Below are 18792 nucleotides of genomic sequence, written 5' to 3' on the forward strand. Positions count from 1 at the left end.
TTTATAAAATTTTTATAGTTACAAACGGTAGGAAAGATTCAAACTAAAAAGTTGCCCTCTTCTGAATGAGAAAATGACATGGTCCTTTTCATTTATTTTGTTGTTTCTGTCAGAATCCTGAAAGAAACGATATCTGGCGTTGACCAAGTCGTTTACTCCCATTTTGTAAGTCATTCGACCTACTTTCTTGGTCAGAATTAAATCGATGCTATGTCGTGGCAGCTCATATATCGTGGGAAATAAATCATCCCCTACGGAGTAAATCCGCTCACCGAAAATATTGTACACCAAATTAACTCCAAGGTCTCTTTTGTCCATATAATAGAGACCTGCATTGACGATATAAGGTGATTGTCCCTGTAATGCCCTGGTCCTGTCCTGGGCTACCGCAGAAACACCCAAATCCACCTTCGAATAAATCACCGAAGCATTTAGATTTACTGAGAAATTATCCAAAAAATGACTGTTGGTGATTCCACGGAATGATTTCCTAAACTCCATTTCCAATCCGTAATTCCGGGCCCAATCTGCATTGATATAAGTAAATGATGGTTGCTCCGTGGTAATAATTGTTCTGTTTTCAATTGGATCATTGAAGTGTTTGTAAAATGCGCCAATGCTTAGAATTTCTCCATTGCGCGGATAAAACTCAAACCTTAGATCTAGATTTTGAATATGGGCAGACCGGAGATTGGGATTTCCTACACGGGCCGCCTCTAATTTATAATCATAAAACAGAAATGGAGCCAGTTCTCTGAATTCCGGTCTGTTGATCGTCTTGCTGTATGCCAATCGGATTACAGAACGGGAGGACAGATTCAGCCCAACATTGACAAAAGGTAAAAATGCAGTCACCGGATTGTTGACATGAATTTTACTCACATCATCGGCAGTATTCAAGATTTGAATATTGTGTTCAACCCGCAGTCCTGCATTGGTGGTAGTGAGACTGAAAGGAATCTCTACGGTGGCATAAGCAGCTCCCAAAATACTGGAAGCACTGTAGGTGTCAATGGGCCTGGTACCTTCCTCGATGGTCAGGCCATTGTCTGTTTTCACATTTTCACTGGAGAAAATCTGATCCAATGGAAGTTTGCTAATTCTAACTCCTTCATCAGAAACATAAAAGCCGGGATACAAATATGAAAAATACCTGGAAGAGAAATCTCTTTTGCGGTAATCTCCATAATAACCCATTTTAAAAATGGTAGGGCTTGTCCCATTGTTAAAAAATTTCTCCAAGGTATAATCCATCCCTTGATTCAGGGAAAATTCTTGGAGACTTCCAAAATATCGACCTGTTTCAAAAAGGTTGGAAGACGGAGGCAATTGCATGGTATATCCTTCTCCTTCCGCATGGCTCAAGGGTCTGAAAGTCCTGAATCTTCTGAGATCTGGCTCTGATTCTCTCAGATAACTTCCTCCGGCTACCCAATGAAGTTTGGCCGTTTCACTGACACGGTGTTCACCTTCCAATTGACCGGTGTAGATGCTTCTACTCCGGTATCCGAGCAGGTAATTTCTCAAATCATCATTGGGTCTTTGCAGATAGTCTTTTCCATTTCTGATGATGGTTTCATTTTCGCCAATCTGGTTAAACAAATTTTTAAACCGAATTCGGTGGTTGTCGCTGATTTTTAAATTCCAATTGGACAGCAAACTGATTCTATTGTCTTTTTGAAAATTATCGTCCATGAATTGGAATCTTTTAAGGATGGGTTGATCCCTTTCCTCCCATTCAAAATAGCGGTGGAAATCTCTTTGAAAAACCTGATAGCTTGTTGAATAAGATAAGGTGTTTATACTGGATAGCTTTGCTCCACTTCCAAGTACAGCATTTCTTCCCATGGAAAAACCCACACTGTAATCCGGAGTGGCCATTTGCTCATTTGCTACAAAATTATTCTTCAATGAATGTGCGGCATCAATTCTCAACTGTGCATCTCTTCCGGAATTCTGTAATTTTCGCGAGGACGGAAATGAAGCCGGTAAGGATCTAAATCCACTGTCGAAACCCAAAAAATCAGTTGGAGAACCATTGCTTTGAAAATAGGGAGAAAGGCTTGTATTGGATCGATACCCCAATCCAAAATTGACCTGTGTAAAGTTGTCATCGACATGATCAATCGTGTACAGCTTAATGACGCCACCTGCAAAATCTCCGGGCAAATCGGCAGATCCTGATTTGTAAATTAACATGCGGTCGAGTGCACTGCTTGCGATCAGATCAAAGGAAAAAGTCCTTTTGTCCACTTCGGTACTTGGTGCGACTACATTGTTGATCATGACATTGTTGTACCTTTCACTAAGACCTCTGATCATGACAAAACGATTGTCCACAATGGTCACACCAGGTATTCGCTGCATGACTTGAGCTGCATTGGCATCCAAAGATTTTTGTATTTGCTGATTGGAAATCCCACTGACAACTTGTTTGGATTGCTTTAGTTCGATCAGAACCGAGGCTTCAGTGTTGGTGCGCTTGTATTCTGTCACAACCACTTCATCCAACACCATACTACTGGTGGCGAGTGCTACATTGAGGCTGGTCTTTTTACCGGCTTCAACGAGTACTTCAGTAACGGTTTTCTTCTCAAATCCAAGACTGGAAATACTGACATTGTATTTTCCCGGAGCAAGTCTCAATACAAACATTCCATCGAAATCGGTGGTGGTACCCAGCTGTGCATTGTCGAGCATTACAACCGCACCAATAATAGTCTCTTTGGTGTCTGCATCCAGGACGACTCCTTCAATGGAGCCTGTCTGAGCCCCCAGCATCCATGGTACAAGAATCAGAAAAAAGTGCATCAATAATCGCATATTTAGAATTTTGACGCAAAGGTCTTAAGCCAGTGTTAAGCGATCATGAAGTCCAGTTTAAGGAATGATTATATTATGGGAGGAATGGGGGAATTTGAAAATGTGAAAATCGAAGAGAACTCCGTTGGCGTCCTAAATTCTGCCTGCCCCAAGTAACTTGGTGGGCCAAAGGCGTTATTTAGAAATTTGAAAATGAGAGATAAAAGAATGAGAAGGAGAATGACTATAAGAACGGAAATGAGAGAATGTAGAAATCAAATAGGACGACTACGGCGTTACTTGAAAATTGAATAATTCAAATGTTTCATTGGGGTGGATAAGAAATAGTATTAGAAAATTTGTCATTTAGAAAGCTAAAATAAATTCAATTAGTTATATTATAATGAATTATATCATCAATAAATCTACCATATATTCATTTAAATAGAAAATTCCACTGAATTGATATCAAAGTAAAGCCTGAATGAGTTTCCAAAGGGTTTTCATTGAATTTCCTGTTTCCCTCATTTTTTTCAAATTATTTGGAACTTATTTAAGTTTTCTTTTGTATACCTAATCAAGGATTCGTTGATAATCTAATTGAAGACGATCAAGAGAAACTCGGAAAATCACCATGGACTTCATATTTTTTATAGGCTGAGGCAATCAGTGGAAGTATATTTGGGAAAGGAGATGAATCATTCGCTACAGTTCAAGATGAGATTGCATAGGCCAATTGGACTGTAATTATTATTTTTTAACTTAAATCAATTTCAAATGAAAAAGATGTTATTCTCCCCGGCAAACAGTAACTTTGACAGCTCGAATTTGGACTCATCAGCTCATCAGCTCATCAGCTCATCAGCTCATCAGCTCATCAGCTTATCAAATATTTCCTCCTATTAGCTTATGTCATGGCCGGAGGGGTGATAATGTCCCAAGCAATTCCTGATCAGGCCCCACCTGAACCCCCACCCGGATGCAACTGTCCCTCTGGATATGATCAGATAGTAATTCCTTACAACAGTGTCTTTATAAGTCACCTTTTTCCCAACGATAATTCTGCAACCAAAAAGTGTTTCGTTATCCATGGAACATTAATTATAAATAAAGATTTCGATTTTGACGATTGCAGATTTATTCAAAAAAGTAGTTCTACCTTTTTTGTTAGAAATTCATCTAAAATGGGTTTATTTTCCAGTATTGTTTGGTCTTGTGATACTCTTTGGCAAGGCATCGGCTTAGAAGATAATTCATCTATTTCTTCAATTCAATCACAAATATATTATGCAAGATTTGGTATTTATAATGTCGAAGGGTCAAATAAGAATCTTGTCTTGGTTAAAAATACCCAATTTGTAAAAAATGTAATTGGAATTTATAATCCTGCCAATGCAGGTAAGATGGAAATTGGTCCCGACTTTACGGGAAATAAATTCATTGGAGGTGTATTGCCCACTGCATCTAATTCTGAGAATCCAGAATGGCCTGCTTTGGACCAAATCAGTCATGCTGGAATGGTTATACACAACAGCCATTTTACAATTGGAAAATCCAACCCCCATCAAACTGAGCTTAATAGATTTACAAACATGATGTGTGGAATAGCTGTTTATAATAATCATGTTTCAGTAAAAGGTTCAATTTTTTCTAATATTTTCAATCCATCGTCGATAGCATTACGTCCATTTTTTTCCAATATAGGAGTAAGAACTGGAGTTGCGGTACACAGCGGGGCAACCAATGGATTTGGGCTATTGGACTTTGAAGGATTGGGTAAAAATGGGACCTCAGCCATTACCTCATCCGGTACAGGTGTAAATGTAATTGGTGGGGCTTGTTATGTTTATAACTGCAGGATGACGGATGTTTCAACTGGTGTGATTCTTTCTTCTCTTAAAACCAATATGGTCGGGTCTAACCCTTATGGATCAGAAATTTCTAATAATTACATTCTTTGTAATGGAAGAGGGATATTTATTTTAGAATGTGAAAACAATCTAATCAATGTGGAGACAAACGACATTATCCATCAAGCATTTGCACCAGATGGAATTGCTTGCATAAACAATACAAATGGCAGAATTCAACTTATTGACAATGTGATTTACACAAGTAATAATGGGATTTATTTAAACAGATCTCCCAATTCCATTCTAACGGATAATATCGTATCACTTGAAAAATTTGGAAACTGTAATGGATTTTTAACTACAAGATCTGAAGGGTCTATTTTAAATTGCAATGGGGTAAATTATCTACACCAAATCAATTACCCTGTAACCAGAGTAGGATATTCGACCAGTTTTAGTAATGACCTACGGATGGAATGCAATTCAGTTATCAATTGTGGGAGAGGTTTTTATTTTCCGGGTGTTTCTATGAATGCGGATTATTTGACCAATTGGAAAATTAACTGTGGCATAGGACTCCACTTAAATCAATTTGCAGTTATCGGGCCGCAGGAAAACAAAGGAAACATTTATTCTTTTGATTTTGACATTGGTGCAAGGCACGATGGTGCCTCACAGGTGCTGATTGATATGAGCCAATTTATTGTGGAATCTAATACTACTCAAGATTATCCTTATGGTACAAATCACGATATTTTCCTTCCTAATGCTCCACCTAATTCAGAATGGTACTATACTGATGGAGAGTTACCGGTTTGTGCCTCCAATCCTGAAGGATGCCTTCCTTTTCCCTCTCGCATTATAGATGACATCGATGTATTAGTCGCTCAATGGCCCACAGAATCTAATCCAGGATTAATCGCTTCCAGATATTATGCACAAAGGTATCTTTACCATAAACTGGACGGTGATGCGGATTACAGAAATTCTGATCAGACCTTACTGGCATTTTATAACAGTCATCGGGATTCAGAAATCGGAAGATTTGACTCCGTTGATCATCAGCTTCAGAAATTACATTACACGTCAGGTACTGATTCTTCTATCTTGCATCAGATCCAAATATTGATCGATACTACCTTTAACCAAATCGAGTTTTTTGACTTTACGTTTGGCGAACTGACAGAATTGACTTCTGCGTCCGATCTGCACGATCGAAGTATTCTTTTCCACCAATTAGACAGCCTTTATTTCATCAGCCAGACAATGAGATCCCAAATTTATCAGCAGGCTGTATCAAAGGCTCAGGATTTATTTACTGTGGTTCAATCACTCAATACTTCCCATATTTTCACTGAGTTAGAAAAATCTGTTCATTTCATAAGTCTTGAAATGGTGATCGAAGGAAGATTAACCCCAGACTCAACTGAGATTGCGAGTTTAAAAACCATCGCCGAATTATGTCCTTTTACACACGGGGTAGGAGTCCAAGCTGCCAGAGCTTTCTTGGCACCATTTGTTGAAATACAATTTAATGATGACTCCCCTTGTTTGAATGAACCTCAACAATTGATATCAGGAACGACAAACCATGCAAATGAAAAATTGAATGTGGCCATCTATCCGAATCCCGCTTCAGAGACATTACAATTGAAAATTCCTGATTATCAATTAGGAACTATTATCAAAATTATTTCATCTGAAGGTAAAACGGTTATGGAAAAAAAATTGATTTTAGGAACGGATCAAATTCAAGTCTCTCATCTTTCACGCGGCATATATTTCATCAATGTGAAACAAGGTAACAAATCCCTTTATCTAAAATTTATCAAACAATAATCCCACCCTCATGTTTAGCTGTCGCATTGCATTTCACATCCTTGTTCTTATAGTTGTATCAAACGTATTAGTCTGTCAAAAACAAGACTACACATGGATTTTGGGATACAGCAGCTCCAGGCAGAATACAGAACCTACTGTGGGCACCACGATCGTGCGTTTTGCCAACGAACAACTTCACATGACCCGCGATACCATAGAAGCCAATCTTAACGCAACCAGTTCTTTGATTTCCGACCCAAAGACCGGTGAGCTGATCCTTTACTCCGATGGTTGTAGGGTGTGGGACCACCGCCATAAAAGGGTGAAGGGGCTGGAGGAAATCAATCGCGACAGCTATTTTTGGGGTTCGTATTATGGAACAAATCTTGCTCAGAATATTATCATCCTGCCGGATCCAACTTCTGAGCATATCTATCGTTTGATTTATTTGTGGTTTGATCAAATTAAAGGGGACACTGTGTTTAGGGCCAATAAACTCAGATCGTCTCTTGTCAATATGAAGGACCCTGTTAATCCTATTGTCCTGCACAAGGATTTGGATATACATTACGAATCATATTCCGCTATTGGTATTACAGCTTGCAGGCATGCCAATGGGAGAGATTGGTGGATCGTGGTTCCTACTAGACATTCTCATGACAAAGTGGTGTTCTTACTCGATCCAGAGGGATTAAAATTTTCAAATAAATACATCTCAGGATTGAAAAGCCGAACCATGGGTTATGGGAATGCTGCATTTAGTCCTGATGGTAATACTTATGGGTGGTTGTCCGAGGATGATCGGGCACTGGATGGGGGCTTTATCGAGTTGTTTGATTTTGATCGCTGCGAAGGCAAGTTGAGTAATCATAGACTCAAACAACTGAATGATAATAATGGTCTTTGGGGAATTGCTTTCTCATCAAATCTGAAATTTTTATATTATTCAGGTGGAAATTATTTATTTAGAGAAATTGTAACTGAATTTTCAGACCCCGATAAAAGGATATTAATTGATTCACCAGATGCAATTCCTGGAAAACAATTTCAATGTACTTTCGGCAGACTAATCCAGGCACCTGATGGTAGGTTTTATTTGTTTGTGATTTCTACCACTCGATGTGTCAGTGTGATTGATTATCCCGATGCCCAAAATATTGAAGACATAGGTTGGCGGAGAGATGGTTTAACTTTATTAACCATCAACGGAAAGACCTTTCCCAATTTTCCGAACTATAGATTGGGGCCCTTGGATGGAAGTATATGTGATACACTAGGATTTAATAATATTCCCTTCGCCAGATTTCGACAGGATCAGGATACCTCGCGTCACCGATGTATAAAGTTTTTAGACCTCAGCGCTTTTATACCACCAGAATCAGAGCCAGAATGGTATTGGGATCTGGGTGATGGGACTCAAAGTAGGGATACCTCTCCAATACATTGCTTTGAGAAGGATGGTGTATATGAGGTTTGTATGATTATTAAAAATAAATATGGCGCAGATACTCTTTGCCGCACATTAAATGTAGGAACCTCTGTTACTAACGACGAAGGAAAAATTAAGCTTGAAATTGATATTTTTCCTAATCCTGCTTCTGATCATTTTATCCTAAATGTCCACGACTATCTACCCGAAAGTATGTACATGGACTTAATCAATGCACAAGGACATACCGTCTTACATGAGCGCATATATCAAGGTAGTAATGTAATAGATACGGAGAAATTGCTTACGGGTATTTATCTTGTAAATATATTTGAACGAGGGCTGTTGGTAAAGTCAGAAAAGATTGTTGTAAGAGATTAGTCAATTAGAAATTAGGATGCACAAGTTTCAAACTTGCGCCAACAAATTTGGAAATGTGAAAATTTGAAAATCACACCTACGCTTGAAGCGTAATAAACTCCGCGAAGATGATGCTTACAGCAGAACCTGTGACGCCGTTGGCGTCCTAAATTCTGCCTGCCCCAAGTAACTTGGTGGGCCAAAGGCGTTATATGGAAATGCATGGAAACCAATCTAAAAATAATTCCATTGACTGATTCTCTCATTAACTCTTTGACTAATTCTCTCATTCGCTCCATGCGCGACAATTGTCCATTATCAATTGTCCATTATCAATTGTCAATTATCAATTATCAATTGTCAATTCCCAATATATTTCAAAGGATCTTCCGGTGTTTTTCCTTTCCAGACTTCAAAATGGAGTTCAAACTGCCCGCCATTGGTAGAACGACATTGTCCAATGTGGTTGCCGCTTTGGATGTTTTCTCCCTGACGAACCAATACCTGATCCAGATTGGAATAAACCATGTACAAATTGCCTTTGCGGGCCATCACCATGTAGCTGCCATTGGGCATTTCTTTGATTTGTACTATTTCCGCATCCTGTGAAGAAGAAACAAATGAATGGTTTGAGCGAATGTCAATCCCGTTGTTGTTGATTTTGACATGCTTGTTTCTTGGGTCGGTGTGCTTTCCAAAACGGGTGATGATGGTTCCATCTTTTAAAGGAAAATGCCAGTTGCCACTCGATGTTGTTGTAACCGGTTCAGAACTTTGCAATTCATAGATCTTCTGACTGATGGTCTTTTCCAATCGAAGCATTTCCTGTTGGTATTTCTTCATCTGACTTTCGTACTCTCTCTGCTGTGTAGTAGATAACTTGGCCATCCGTAGCTCTTCTTCCAAATCGCGTTCCAATCTCAAGGTCTGGGTGTCCCTCGATTGGATAAGCATCTTCTGATCCTTCAACTTTTGTGCGATCTCCTGATGTCTCTTCAATACGATTTCCTGCGCGGACTTGTATTCCTTGTATTTTTTCTCTTTGTTCCGATTGAGTTGATCGGTCCAAACGATTCTCATCACCATTGGCTTCAGTTCTTCATTGCTCCACCATCCGGCCGGAGTCCTTTGGTATTGCTGCAAAACCCATTTTTTTCGGAGACTTTGATAATAGTTTTTCTTCAGAAGTTCTAGTTTTTCCAATTGCAATCGATGCGCCTTATTGGATTCATCCAATTCCTTTTGGAGCAATTCACTTTCTAATGCCAATGTACTCAATAATTTTTTCCTGTCCGCGATTTGCTTTTGTAAAATCTGGGCATTTTTTACAATCTGTGCCTGGTCCTTTTTTGTCTTTCGAAGTATATTCTCTGTTTCCTGAATTTGGGTTTTTAATTTCTCGCGATCCAGGATAAGTTGATCGTGTTGTGAAACAATCTTAGATGAGAAAATAAAATGGAAGATTAGAAAGTATGTAAATCGGTTCGTCATGGTTTATCCTTGGTATCAAAGTAGTTTATCTCTGGTATAATGAGAGGGAATTTGGAATCGGATGGCTTGGGAAACAGAAGGTTGTATCTCATACCATTTCATTTGAAGATCCAGGTAATCGAGTGTGTCGCGATAATTCAATTGCCAACTGGACGGCAGTGCATGCTGATTGAGGTTCTGATAACTCAATATACGAATGTCCACATTCAAGTCCTGATATTGCAAAGCAGTATTGATTGGCTCAAGGGTCTCTTTATGAAAACCGATGGTCCATAAAATCTTTGATTTTGCACCTTGAAGATCAAAACGGTTGCTGTCTGTGTTGACTTGTTCAAAATCTATTTCTGCAGGACAATAGGCACCTCGGAGCAATACAGATTGCAAACAATGAAATCCACCGGAAATTCCATAATTCCCGGCCCACTCATTCGTGCTTCCCTTGTCCCAAATGTGGTTGATTCTGTCCAACATCGAAACACTGTCCCTTTGAATCCAGATTCTGAACACTTCAAATCCAAATTTTTTAATGGTGATCAGCATTTGGCTGTCAATCTGCCAGATCAGTTGGACGGAAGCAGAGCCTTCGTAATCCGGATGACGGATGTCCGCAGTTCCTTTGAAATTCAGATGGGTAAACGGAAGTTCAGTTTGGAGAGAAGCCAGTAAAATTTCTTTGTTGACAACGCGCAAACTGACCGGACCACCGGTTGCCTTTTTGGAGGTTTTACAGGATAGAAATCCCAATAAAAGACAGACCGCCATCATTCTAAAAACTGCAATCATCCATTGATTTCCTTCCATATTTTTTCGAATGGGGATTTGTCCTCTGCAAGGGGTAGTCCGTTTTGGATCATTTCTTTTGCTTTCTGCTGATCCTTCAATTTTATAAATATCTGCGCCGCCAACAAGTAATGATTTGGTGTTTGCGCGAGTCGCGCTTCCAGGGCTCGCATGATGTATTTTTTTGCTTCTTCGGGATTGTTTTCATGATACTTAATTTCTGCCAACCTCGCATGTTTGTAATAAGCCGGAATCTGATCGGAGCTGAAAGCTTTTTCAATTTCTGCATCGGTGGATTTAACACCTGACTTTGCCAGCATCAGCAATTGTTCGATTTGCACCGGATTGGCCTTTGTCTGGATATTTTGTGCATTCTCCCAAGCCTCCTTTTCCAACTCCCTGTTTTTAGCATCGTGGTATATTTTTGCCTGCAAAATAAAAGAAGCTGCTCTGGCGGTCTCGGATTTTTTCTGCATCAGCAGATATTGTCGAAGATTGGAAAGTGCTTCCTCCGATTGACCGCTGTGGTAAAGGGCATCTGCAAGCACAAAATAGGGATAGGACTGGTTGGGAAATAGATCCAGCACTTTTCTTGCATAGATTTCCAAACTGCGGTAATGATTCAAATGACTCAGGCTGTACAGCAGATGATCCCAAACCGGATAAGGCAATGATCCCAATGATTCGGCTTTCAGATAATGCGATTTTGCGGCAAATAATTGATCTGTATTAAAAAAAATATCGCCCAACAAAACATGGGGTTTTGGATTGGATCCATATTTTTGAACGAGCAGCTCTGTCTTGCGAACCAATTCTTTTACTTCTTCATCTGTGCTCAGTAAGTTCAGCTTTTCTACATCGGGTATTAAAAACTGAATGGCTTGGTCCAGATTCCATTCTCCCGATTGCACTTTGCGATCGAAATCCTTGCTTGGATTTTCATCTGCATTTTCATTTTTCATTTTTTGCAAAACAGGGTGATCCGGATCCTGCATTTTCAATCTGTCCAAAGTCTTCTCAAATTCTTTTACATTGTTCTGTCTGGCATAAATATCTGCCAATGCCAGATACAATTCTGCGTGTTTCGGATAATCCTTGATGGATTGATTCAATGATTCTATGGCCTGTTTGGATTTTTCCTGGATTAACAGCAAATCTACTTTTCGAAGGACAAGGGAGGGCAGCGGCCCAAATTTTTGCTGTGCTTGTTGCAAGATAACAAGAGCCTTGTCAGGCTGATTGCTTTTCATCCAATAGAGTGCTGCGTTTTCATAAAATGTATAATTGTCGGGCTCTAATTTGACCAGATCCAGGTAAGTTTGAGCCACCTGCTGGTTTCTTCCTGTTTTTTCCAAAAGATTTGCCTTGAAGACCAAAAACCATTTGTTGCCAGGATCCGCTTTTACACTTTCTTCGGCACAGATCAAAGCTTCATCAAGCCTTCCCGAAGCATGGTACAATTTTGCCAGCTGATAATGGACCACTCCTTTCACCTCGGGCTCCATTTGGATTTTCTTCAGAATCTCAATGGCCTTTTCAGGAAATCCGGTTTGTTCTTCGCGCACTGCATCAATCAATGCCGACTCCAATTCAATGCTTTTATCTGATTTTTGAGCATGCAGGTTCATTCGAGGGAAGAAGCTCAAAAACAAAAGCGTTGCGATTAAAAAAATTTTCTCTACAATGATCACGGTTTTGGTCTTTCAAAAATGATACAAAAACAACTATCAGGTCAAACGCAGGGATTCAAAATTCATTTTATTCCACCAAAGTTACTTTCAGCATATTGGTTCTGGATTTTTTCTGAATGGGCATACTGCCGGTGTTGACCACATAATCCCCTTTCTTGATTTTTCCGCTTTCCAACAATATATTTACAGTATCCTCGATGGTCTCATCGGTGGATCCCATTTTGTCATAATAAAAACAATTGACGCCCCAGACCAGACTGAGGGTACCCAACATGTGTCTCGCACTTGAAAAAATAAAAATGGGACAAGGAGTTCGATAAGACGAAATTCGGAAGGCTGTAAATCCAGAAACCGTTAGACCAACGATGGCGGCTGCTTTTATTTCTTCTGCGGTTTTGGCGGCATTAAAGCAGACCACATCTGATGCAAACGTGCTTGACTTGTCAGATGGTTTAGGCTTTTTACGGATCAGAGAAAAATGTTTTTCCGCCTCGGATATAATTTTCTGCATCGCTTGTACAACGAGCACAGGATGGTCTCCAATCGAGGTTTCCGCACTCAGCATCAGTGCGTCTGTGCCATCCAAAACGGCATTGGCTACGTCGGTGACCTCAGCTCTGGTGGGAGAAGGGTTTTTAATCATGCTGTCCATTAATTGAGTGGCCACGACCACAGGCCTGGAGCGTTGGATGCATTTGTTGATGATCATTTTTTGGGTGGCGGGCAATTTTTCGATGGGCAATTCTACACCTAGATCTCCTCTGGCCACCATAATGGCATTGCTCACTTTGATGATTGCGTCAATGTTGCGAATGGCTTCCGGTTTTTCAATTTTGGAAATCACTTTCGCGGTGTGCCTGGCCTCCGAAATTCTGAAAATCAGGTCTTCGACTTCTTCCGGTTTACGCACAAAGGAAAGAGCAATCCAATTGACCGGTTGGGTCAGAATAAATTCAAGGTCTTTAAGATCCTTGGTGGTCAGTGAAGGAAGACTGATCTGGGTATCCGGCAGGTTGACCCCTTTGTTGGAAGAGAGAACTCCACCGTAGAGGGTTTTCAACCGGACGGTGTCTTTCTGATTGGTTTCAATTACCTCAAAGACCAGTTTTCCGTCGTCCACCAGAATTTTTTCTCCGGGTCGGACATCCCTTGCAAAATGATCATAACTCATGTACACTTGTTCCATGGTTCCAAGGCATTCCTCGTCCTTAAAAGTGACGACATCACCGGGTTTCAATTCCAAAGCATTGTCCTTGATCAAGCCAATTCTTAGCTTAGGACCTTGTAAATCCGCCATAATGCCCGCATGGGTACCCAATTCTTCATTGATGGAGCATATATGCTGGATGACTTGAGCGTGCTGCTGGTGGGTTCCATGGCTAAAATTGAGCCTAAACAGATCTACACCATTCATTATCAAATCTTTAAGAACTTGATAAGACTCCGATGCCGGACCAACTGTAGCTATAATTTTCGTGTTTTGGAAAGGCATTTTTTAAGTATTTTCAGGAAATAAACGGTCTGATACGCCCTGGTCCAGAGCCCGTTCAGCTTAATAAACAAAAAAATGTCTCAAAGTTGTAAGAAAGCAATGACGGAATCATTAATTTTGCGCTCTTATTTTGAAAATTAACCATTGAATAAAATGTCAACAATAGCTGAAAGAGTAAAAAAAATCATTGTGGATAAGCTTGGAGTTTCTGAATCCGAAGTGACGCATGAAGCCAGCTTTATCAATGATCTGGGAGCTGATTCCCTGGACACTGTCGAGCTTATTATGGAGTTTGAGAAAGAATTTGACACTTCCATCCCTGACGACCAGGCTGAGAAGATCCAGACCGTTGGCCATGCCATCGAATACCTGGAGGCGAACTGCAAATAAGCATTCGGATATTCGGGCCCTGCTGTATCTTTACCTGTCAAAACCGGTCTTTTGACCGGAGTTGGTATCATTATTCAACCATCATGTGTATATGAGACGAGTAGTTGTCACTGGTATTGGAGTTTTGACACCCATTGGAAACAATCAGGCGGCTTATTTGCAAGGTTTGCAAAAAGGGACTTCCGGAGCAGGTCCCATCACTAGATTTGATGCGTCTCTCTTTAAAACCAGATTTGCCTGCGAATTAAAAGGTTTCAACCCTGAAGATTTCCTGGACAAAAAGGAAGCCCGAAAACTGGATCCGTTTTCACAATATGCTTTGGTGGTATCCGAAGAATGCATGAATGATTCAGGACTGGATCTGGAGAAAGTCAACAAACTCCGATTCGGAGTTATTTGGGGGAGCGGCATCGGTGGTTTTTACACTTTGGAAACAGATATTTCGGAAGCAGCTTTGCACACCGGAGCTCCGCGGTATAGTCCTTTTCTTATTCCCAAATTGATCTCTGACATAGCTCCCGGACATATTTCTATCAAATATGGTCTGATGGGTATCAATTATGGCACCGTATCAGCTTGTGCCTCATCGAGTCACGCCATTTCCAACGCCTTCGATTATATCCGGCACGGCAAAGCAGATCTGATGCTGAGTGGAGGATCGGAAGCGGCGGTCACCAAAGCTGGGGTCGGCGGGTTTAGCAGCATGAAAGCCCTGAGTGAGCGCAATGACGCAGCTGAAACTGCCTCCAGACCTTACGACAAGGACCGCGATGGCTTTGTTTTAGGAGAAGGTGCTGGTGCCATTCTTCTGGAAGAATATGAACATGCAAAAGCGAGAGGTGCCAAGATCTATGCTGAAATCGTCGGAACGGGTCTCACCGCAGACGCTTATCACATCACTGCACCTCATCCGGAAGGTCTTGGTGCCAAAGGTGCCATGGAATTGGCCTTACAGGAAGCAGGATTGAATCCGGGCGATATAGACTATGTCAATACGCATGGGACCTCGACACCCCTCGGAGATATTGCAGAGGTCAAAGCCATTCAAAAAGTTTTTGGTGATCATGCCTATTCGCTCAACATCAGCTCTACCAAATCCATGACCGGACATTTGTTGGGAGCAGCGGGCGTCATAGAATGCATCGCCGGAATTTTGGGTCTAAACCACGACTTTATACCTCCAACCATCAATCATTATACAGACGACCCTGAGCTTGATTCCAGATTAAATTTTACCTTCAACGAAGCGCAGCAGAGAAAAATAAACGCTTTCCTCAGCAATACCTTTGGATTTGGAGGACATAACAGCTCAGTGATTTTTAAAAGATGCTGAATTTCTTTTTTAGGATAGCGAGGAAAACCAATCACAAGTTTTTTTCTAAGGATAAATTTTTCACCGAAAGACTTAGAGAAATAATCGGATTTACTCCATCCAATCTTTATCTTTTTAAGCTTGCCTTTTTTCACAAATCCACCCTCAACAATTTAAACGGTTCAAAAGCCATCGTCTATCAGTCCAATGAGAGATTGGAATACCTCGGCGACGCTTTGCTCAGCTTTGTGGTAGGAGAATATTTGTTCAACACCTATCCCAAAGCAGACGAAGGTTTTCTCACCAAAATGAGATCAAAGATTGTCAAACGCAAAACACTCAACGAACTGGCCGTCAAAATGGGTCTGGATGGGATGATGAGCGAATTCAACAATACAGCGATTTCTTCTTCCATGCTTGGCAATGCATTGGAAGCTCTCATCGGTGCCATATATCTTGAAAAAGGATTTGAGTTTGTGCGTCATTTCGTATTGAGAAAGATCTTAAAAAAATACATTGACATTGCCCAACTCGAAGCATTTGATGACAACTTCAAAAGTCAGTTGCTCGAATTTTGTCAAAAACACAACAAAGAAATTGACTTCCGCATTCTTTCCAAGTCCAAAAACGACAAACGCGATCGATTTAAGGTAGGAGTATTTATTGATGGTGTAGAAGTGGCTTCAGCAGAGGATTACAACAAAAAAAGCGCCGAACAAATCGCCTCAGAAATTGCACTGAGCTCCCTGAATTCCTGATTTTTTTACCCCCTACTCCTTAATATTTACTATTTAATCTTTAATCTTTATTCATTATTCCTCCATGATCCTCGAACAATGCAAACGACTCTCCAAAGATCGTGTCCAGAGGCTTGAAAAAGGCATTGATCTGCTCGAGGATTGGATTCTGAAACTTTTGGAACAGGGTTTTGAGGTACTTCGCAAAGATGCCCACCGCATGGAAGACATGGCGACGAGGGCGGTGGATTATGGAATGCCCGCCATTGCGCGAAGATTGAGGTTATTACCTGAAAAAATAACGGAAGAAAAAGATTGGGTCAGTTATTTGAATACCGAACTTGGACAAATGTTATTCTTAATCCGATCGATTAAAAAACCAAATACCCATTTGCATCCTGAAGACATTTTATCTTTTCTTGGAGTTCCGATCAAAAAACAAGAAATTGTGGATCACACCGAAGGCATCGAGGACGAATGGCTCTACTTTGGCACCGTCTTCGACCGCGAAGAAAAAATTCGCATTTACAGGCATTGGTTTTATGGCATTCATCACCATAAATTTGCATTGTGCATCGATTTTGAAGTCAACCGATTTGTCAAAATCAGGGAATACAAACGTGGATGGATGTATTGCGGACCCGTCCACTTTTATCCTTCCGCTTTGCCACTTCGGGTGGTCCAAATACCACAGACCGTTCAGGCAATACCTACCGTAATCAATTTTAACAAACAAAGCATTCAGGCCTACCAGGATTCTTACGCGAAGGCTTTTGCGGCAAATCCATTTTTGAGACAGACTCCTGCCTGTTTGTCCGGTATTCATTTGATCGAAATCGATGACCATTGTTTTTTGTCGGATCCTGATGGCACTGCAATGGTCTGCAGGACCAATGAAGATCTGAACCGCAAAATGAGGGCGTATTGTTTGGATCCTGAGACTTTGTTGCTTGGAGAATTCAGCGAAAAACAATTTAATCCACTTTCTGTTTTCTCGCAGGGTTACATCGAAAAAATATAAACCTTGGATTCACTGACACAAATTGTATTGGGCGCAGCCTGCGGCGAAGCGGTGCTTGGAAAAAAAATTGGAAACAAAGCACTGATATGGGGTGCGGTCGCGGGGACGATTCCTGATCTGGATGTACTTTCCAATTACTTTATGGGCGAATTGGATGCCCTCGTGTTTCACAGAGGACCCATGCATTCGCTTTTGTTTGCGACACTGGCCCCCTTTCCACTGGCCTGGCTGGTCATGCAATTCTACAATAAAGGATGGTTTAATAAAACAGCCTATCGAAGGACCGGATTTGTGACAGGCAGTTTGTTTTTTGTTCTGGTGTTTGCAATTTTGCAACTCGCATTTTACTTGTTTTTTGGCAATTGGGCCTTTAGTCTATCACTGCTCTTGCTGCCATCCCTCGTTTTCATTGTTCGCAAGATGTACCTCGACTATTGGAGCAAGACACAGGAGTATCCCAATGTAAGCTACAGAGACTGGGTCCTTTTGTTTTTTGTATCGATCATTACCCATCCACTGCTGGATGCACTGACTACTTTTGGAACCAGACTTTATTGGCCATTTTCAAATGAGAGGGTGTCTATTTCTACCATTTCCATTGCAGATCCGATATACACCCTGCCGTTTTTATTTAGTGTGGTGCTTTGTGGATTTTATGGAAGAACGGATCGACGAAGGAGAACTTCACTCTGGGTCGGAATCGCGGTAAGCAGCATTTATTTGTCAGCTACTTATTTTACCAAATCACATGTTGAAAAAGTCATGCACGCCAATTTAATAGAAGAGGGTGTTCAAGCGGAAAAAATGATCTCTGTTCCCACCATCTTCAACAATCTGTTGTGGTATGGTATCGCCAGACATGACCATCACTATTATTGTCAGTATTATTCAATCCTCGATGAGAATCCTGCTGAAAATCCCATTGTAAAAATTGCAGATGGAAAAGAATGGTTGGGGGCGGACAGTGCCCATCATATTGTTAAAACGCTGGATTGGTTTGGGGATGGATATACCAGTGTGATTCGCAAGAATGGAGACACGCTTCAGTGGAATGATTTAAGATTTGGCAGTTTAAATTTCAAATTCGAAAAACCGGAGGATTTTGTATTCCACTTTGACCTCATTCAATCATCAAAAGGATTGAAGTACTACCCCAACAGAGAAAGACCTTCACCACAAAAAGATCAGATGGTAAAATTTTGGAGGAGGGCGTTCGGCGAAAAATAGAGCTGACTCTCTTAAGGAGCAAGCATGTTGTCATACTAGTGGTCATCAAAAAATGAGATCCAACGTTTGACCGATCATTTTACCCAAAGTTTTAACAAAAGTAAAGGCTTGACACCCAAAATGCAATATAACTTTTGTTATACTTCAGGTATTTTTCCAGCGCTGTATTTCAAGCTGGTTTTGATTTGCTTTCACTTTTAAGAAATGTTTTACCTTTGGAAATCTTATTGAAGGAGCAAAATGAGCTATTGAAAGTTTTGATTTGCTTTCACTTTTAAGAAATGTTTTACCTTTGGAAATCTTATTGAAGGAGCAAAATGAGCTATTGAAAGTTTTGATTTGCTTTCACTTTTAAGAAATGTTTTACCTTTGGAAATCACAATGTA

General features: G+C 40.6%; 12 protein-coding genes and 1 CRISPR repeat array (1 of these 13 cut by a window edge). Of the genes, 7 read left to right on the forward strand and 5 right to left on the reverse strand.

Annotation, left to right across the window (positions count from 1 at the left end):
- Positions 1-18 precede the first annotated feature (18 nt).
- Positions 19-2811 carry a carboxypeptidase-like regulatory domain-containing protein gene (locus IPM48_02855; GenBank protein MBK9270512.1) on the reverse strand — a complete coding sequence of 931 codons (2793 nt, stop codon included), beginning with the start codon at positions 2809-2811 and terminating at the stop codon, positions 19-21.
- Between the two features lie 1175 nt (positions 2812-3986).
- Between IPM48_02855 and IPM48_02860 the strand changes: the two genes are divergently transcribed.
- Both IPM48_02860 and IPM48_02865 read left to right on the forward strand, forming a co-directional pair.
- Positions 3987-6494, forward strand: a complete 2508-nt coding sequence (locus tag IPM48_02860) for a T9SS type A sorting domain-containing protein (protein MBK9270513.1) — start codon at positions 3987-3989, stop codon at positions 6492-6494.
- A 10-nt stretch (positions 6495-6504) separates the two neighbouring features.
- On the forward strand, positions 6505-8286 hold the full coding sequence (locus IPM48_02865; GenBank protein MBK9270514.1) for a T9SS type A sorting domain-containing protein: 1782 nt from the start codon (positions 6505-6507) through the stop codon (positions 8284-8286).
- 339 nt (positions 8287-8625) lie between these two features.
- On the opposite strand, the gene IPM48_02870 is transcribed toward IPM48_02865, so the two are convergent.
- From IPM48_02870 to pyk, 4 genes are all read right to left on the reverse strand, one after another.
- The gene (locus IPM48_02870) at positions 8626-9756 is read right to left on the reverse strand and encodes a M23 family metallopeptidase (protein MBK9270515.1); all 1131 of its coding nucleotides are present in this window, start codon (positions 9754-9756) and stop codon (positions 8626-8628) included.
- 15 nt (positions 9757-9771) lie between these two features.
- A complete protein-coding gene (locus IPM48_02875) occupies positions 9772-10557 on the reverse strand; it encodes a DUF4292 domain-containing protein (protein ID MBK9270516.1) in 786 nt (261 codons plus the stop codon).
- On the reverse strand, positions 10536-12227 hold the full coding sequence (locus IPM48_02880) for a tetratricopeptide repeat protein (GenBank protein ID MBK9270517.1): 1692 nt from the start codon (positions 12225-12227) through the stop codon (positions 10536-10538). Before IPM48_02880 ends, IPM48_02875 begins: the two co-directional genes overlap by 22 nt.
- A 67-nt stretch (positions 12228-12294) precedes the next feature.
- Positions 12295-13719 (reverse strand): pyruvate kinase, encoded by a 1425-nt coding sequence (pyk, locus tag IPM48_02885; GenBank protein ID MBK9270518.1) that lies wholly within the window; start codon positions 13717-13719, stop codon positions 12295-12297.
- A gap of 153 nt (positions 13720-13872) precedes the next feature.
- On the opposite strand from pyk, the gene IPM48_02890 reads away from it, so the two are divergent.
- From IPM48_02890 to IPM48_02910, 5 genes are all read left to right on the forward strand, one after another.
- Complete coding sequence (locus IPM48_02890; protein ID MBK9270519.1) at positions 13873-14109, forward strand: acyl carrier protein; 237 nt, start codon at positions 13873-13875, stop codon at positions 14107-14109.
- An 85-nt stretch (positions 14110-14194) separates the two neighbouring features.
- Positions 14195-15442, forward strand: coding sequence for a beta-ketoacyl-ACP synthase II (gene fabF / locus IPM48_02895; GenBank protein MBK9270520.1), 1248 nt, complete (start codon positions 14195-14197; stop codon positions 15440-15442).
- Positions 15436-16179: a ribonuclease III gene (rnc, locus tag IPM48_02900; GenBank protein MBK9270521.1), complete on the forward strand. Its 744-nt coding sequence runs from the start codon at positions 15436-15438 to the stop codon at positions 16177-16179. The genes fabF and rnc overlap by 7 nt, the downstream gene beginning before the upstream one ends.
- A gap of 64 nt (positions 16180-16243) precedes the next feature.
- Positions 16244-17179, forward strand: coding sequence for a hypothetical protein (locus tag IPM48_02905; GenBank protein ID MBK9270522.1), 936 nt, complete (start codon positions 16244-16246; stop codon positions 17177-17179).
- A gap of 3 nt (positions 17180-17182) precedes the next feature.
- Positions 17183-18406, forward strand: coding sequence for a metal-dependent hydrolase (locus tag IPM48_02910; GenBank protein MBK9270523.1), 1224 nt, complete (start codon positions 17183-17185; stop codon positions 18404-18406).
- A 177-nt stretch (positions 18407-18583) separates the two neighbouring features.
- A CRISPR array of direct repeats spans positions 18584-18792; the repeat unit is 47 nt; unit sequence GTTTTGATTTGCTTTCACTTTTAAGAAATGTTTTACCTTTGGAAATC; it runs 300 nt beyond the window's last position.

The organism is Saprospiraceae bacterium, assembly GCA_016715965.1.
GTDB lineage: Bacteria > Bacteroidota > Bacteroidia > Chitinophagales > Saprospiraceae > Vicinibacter.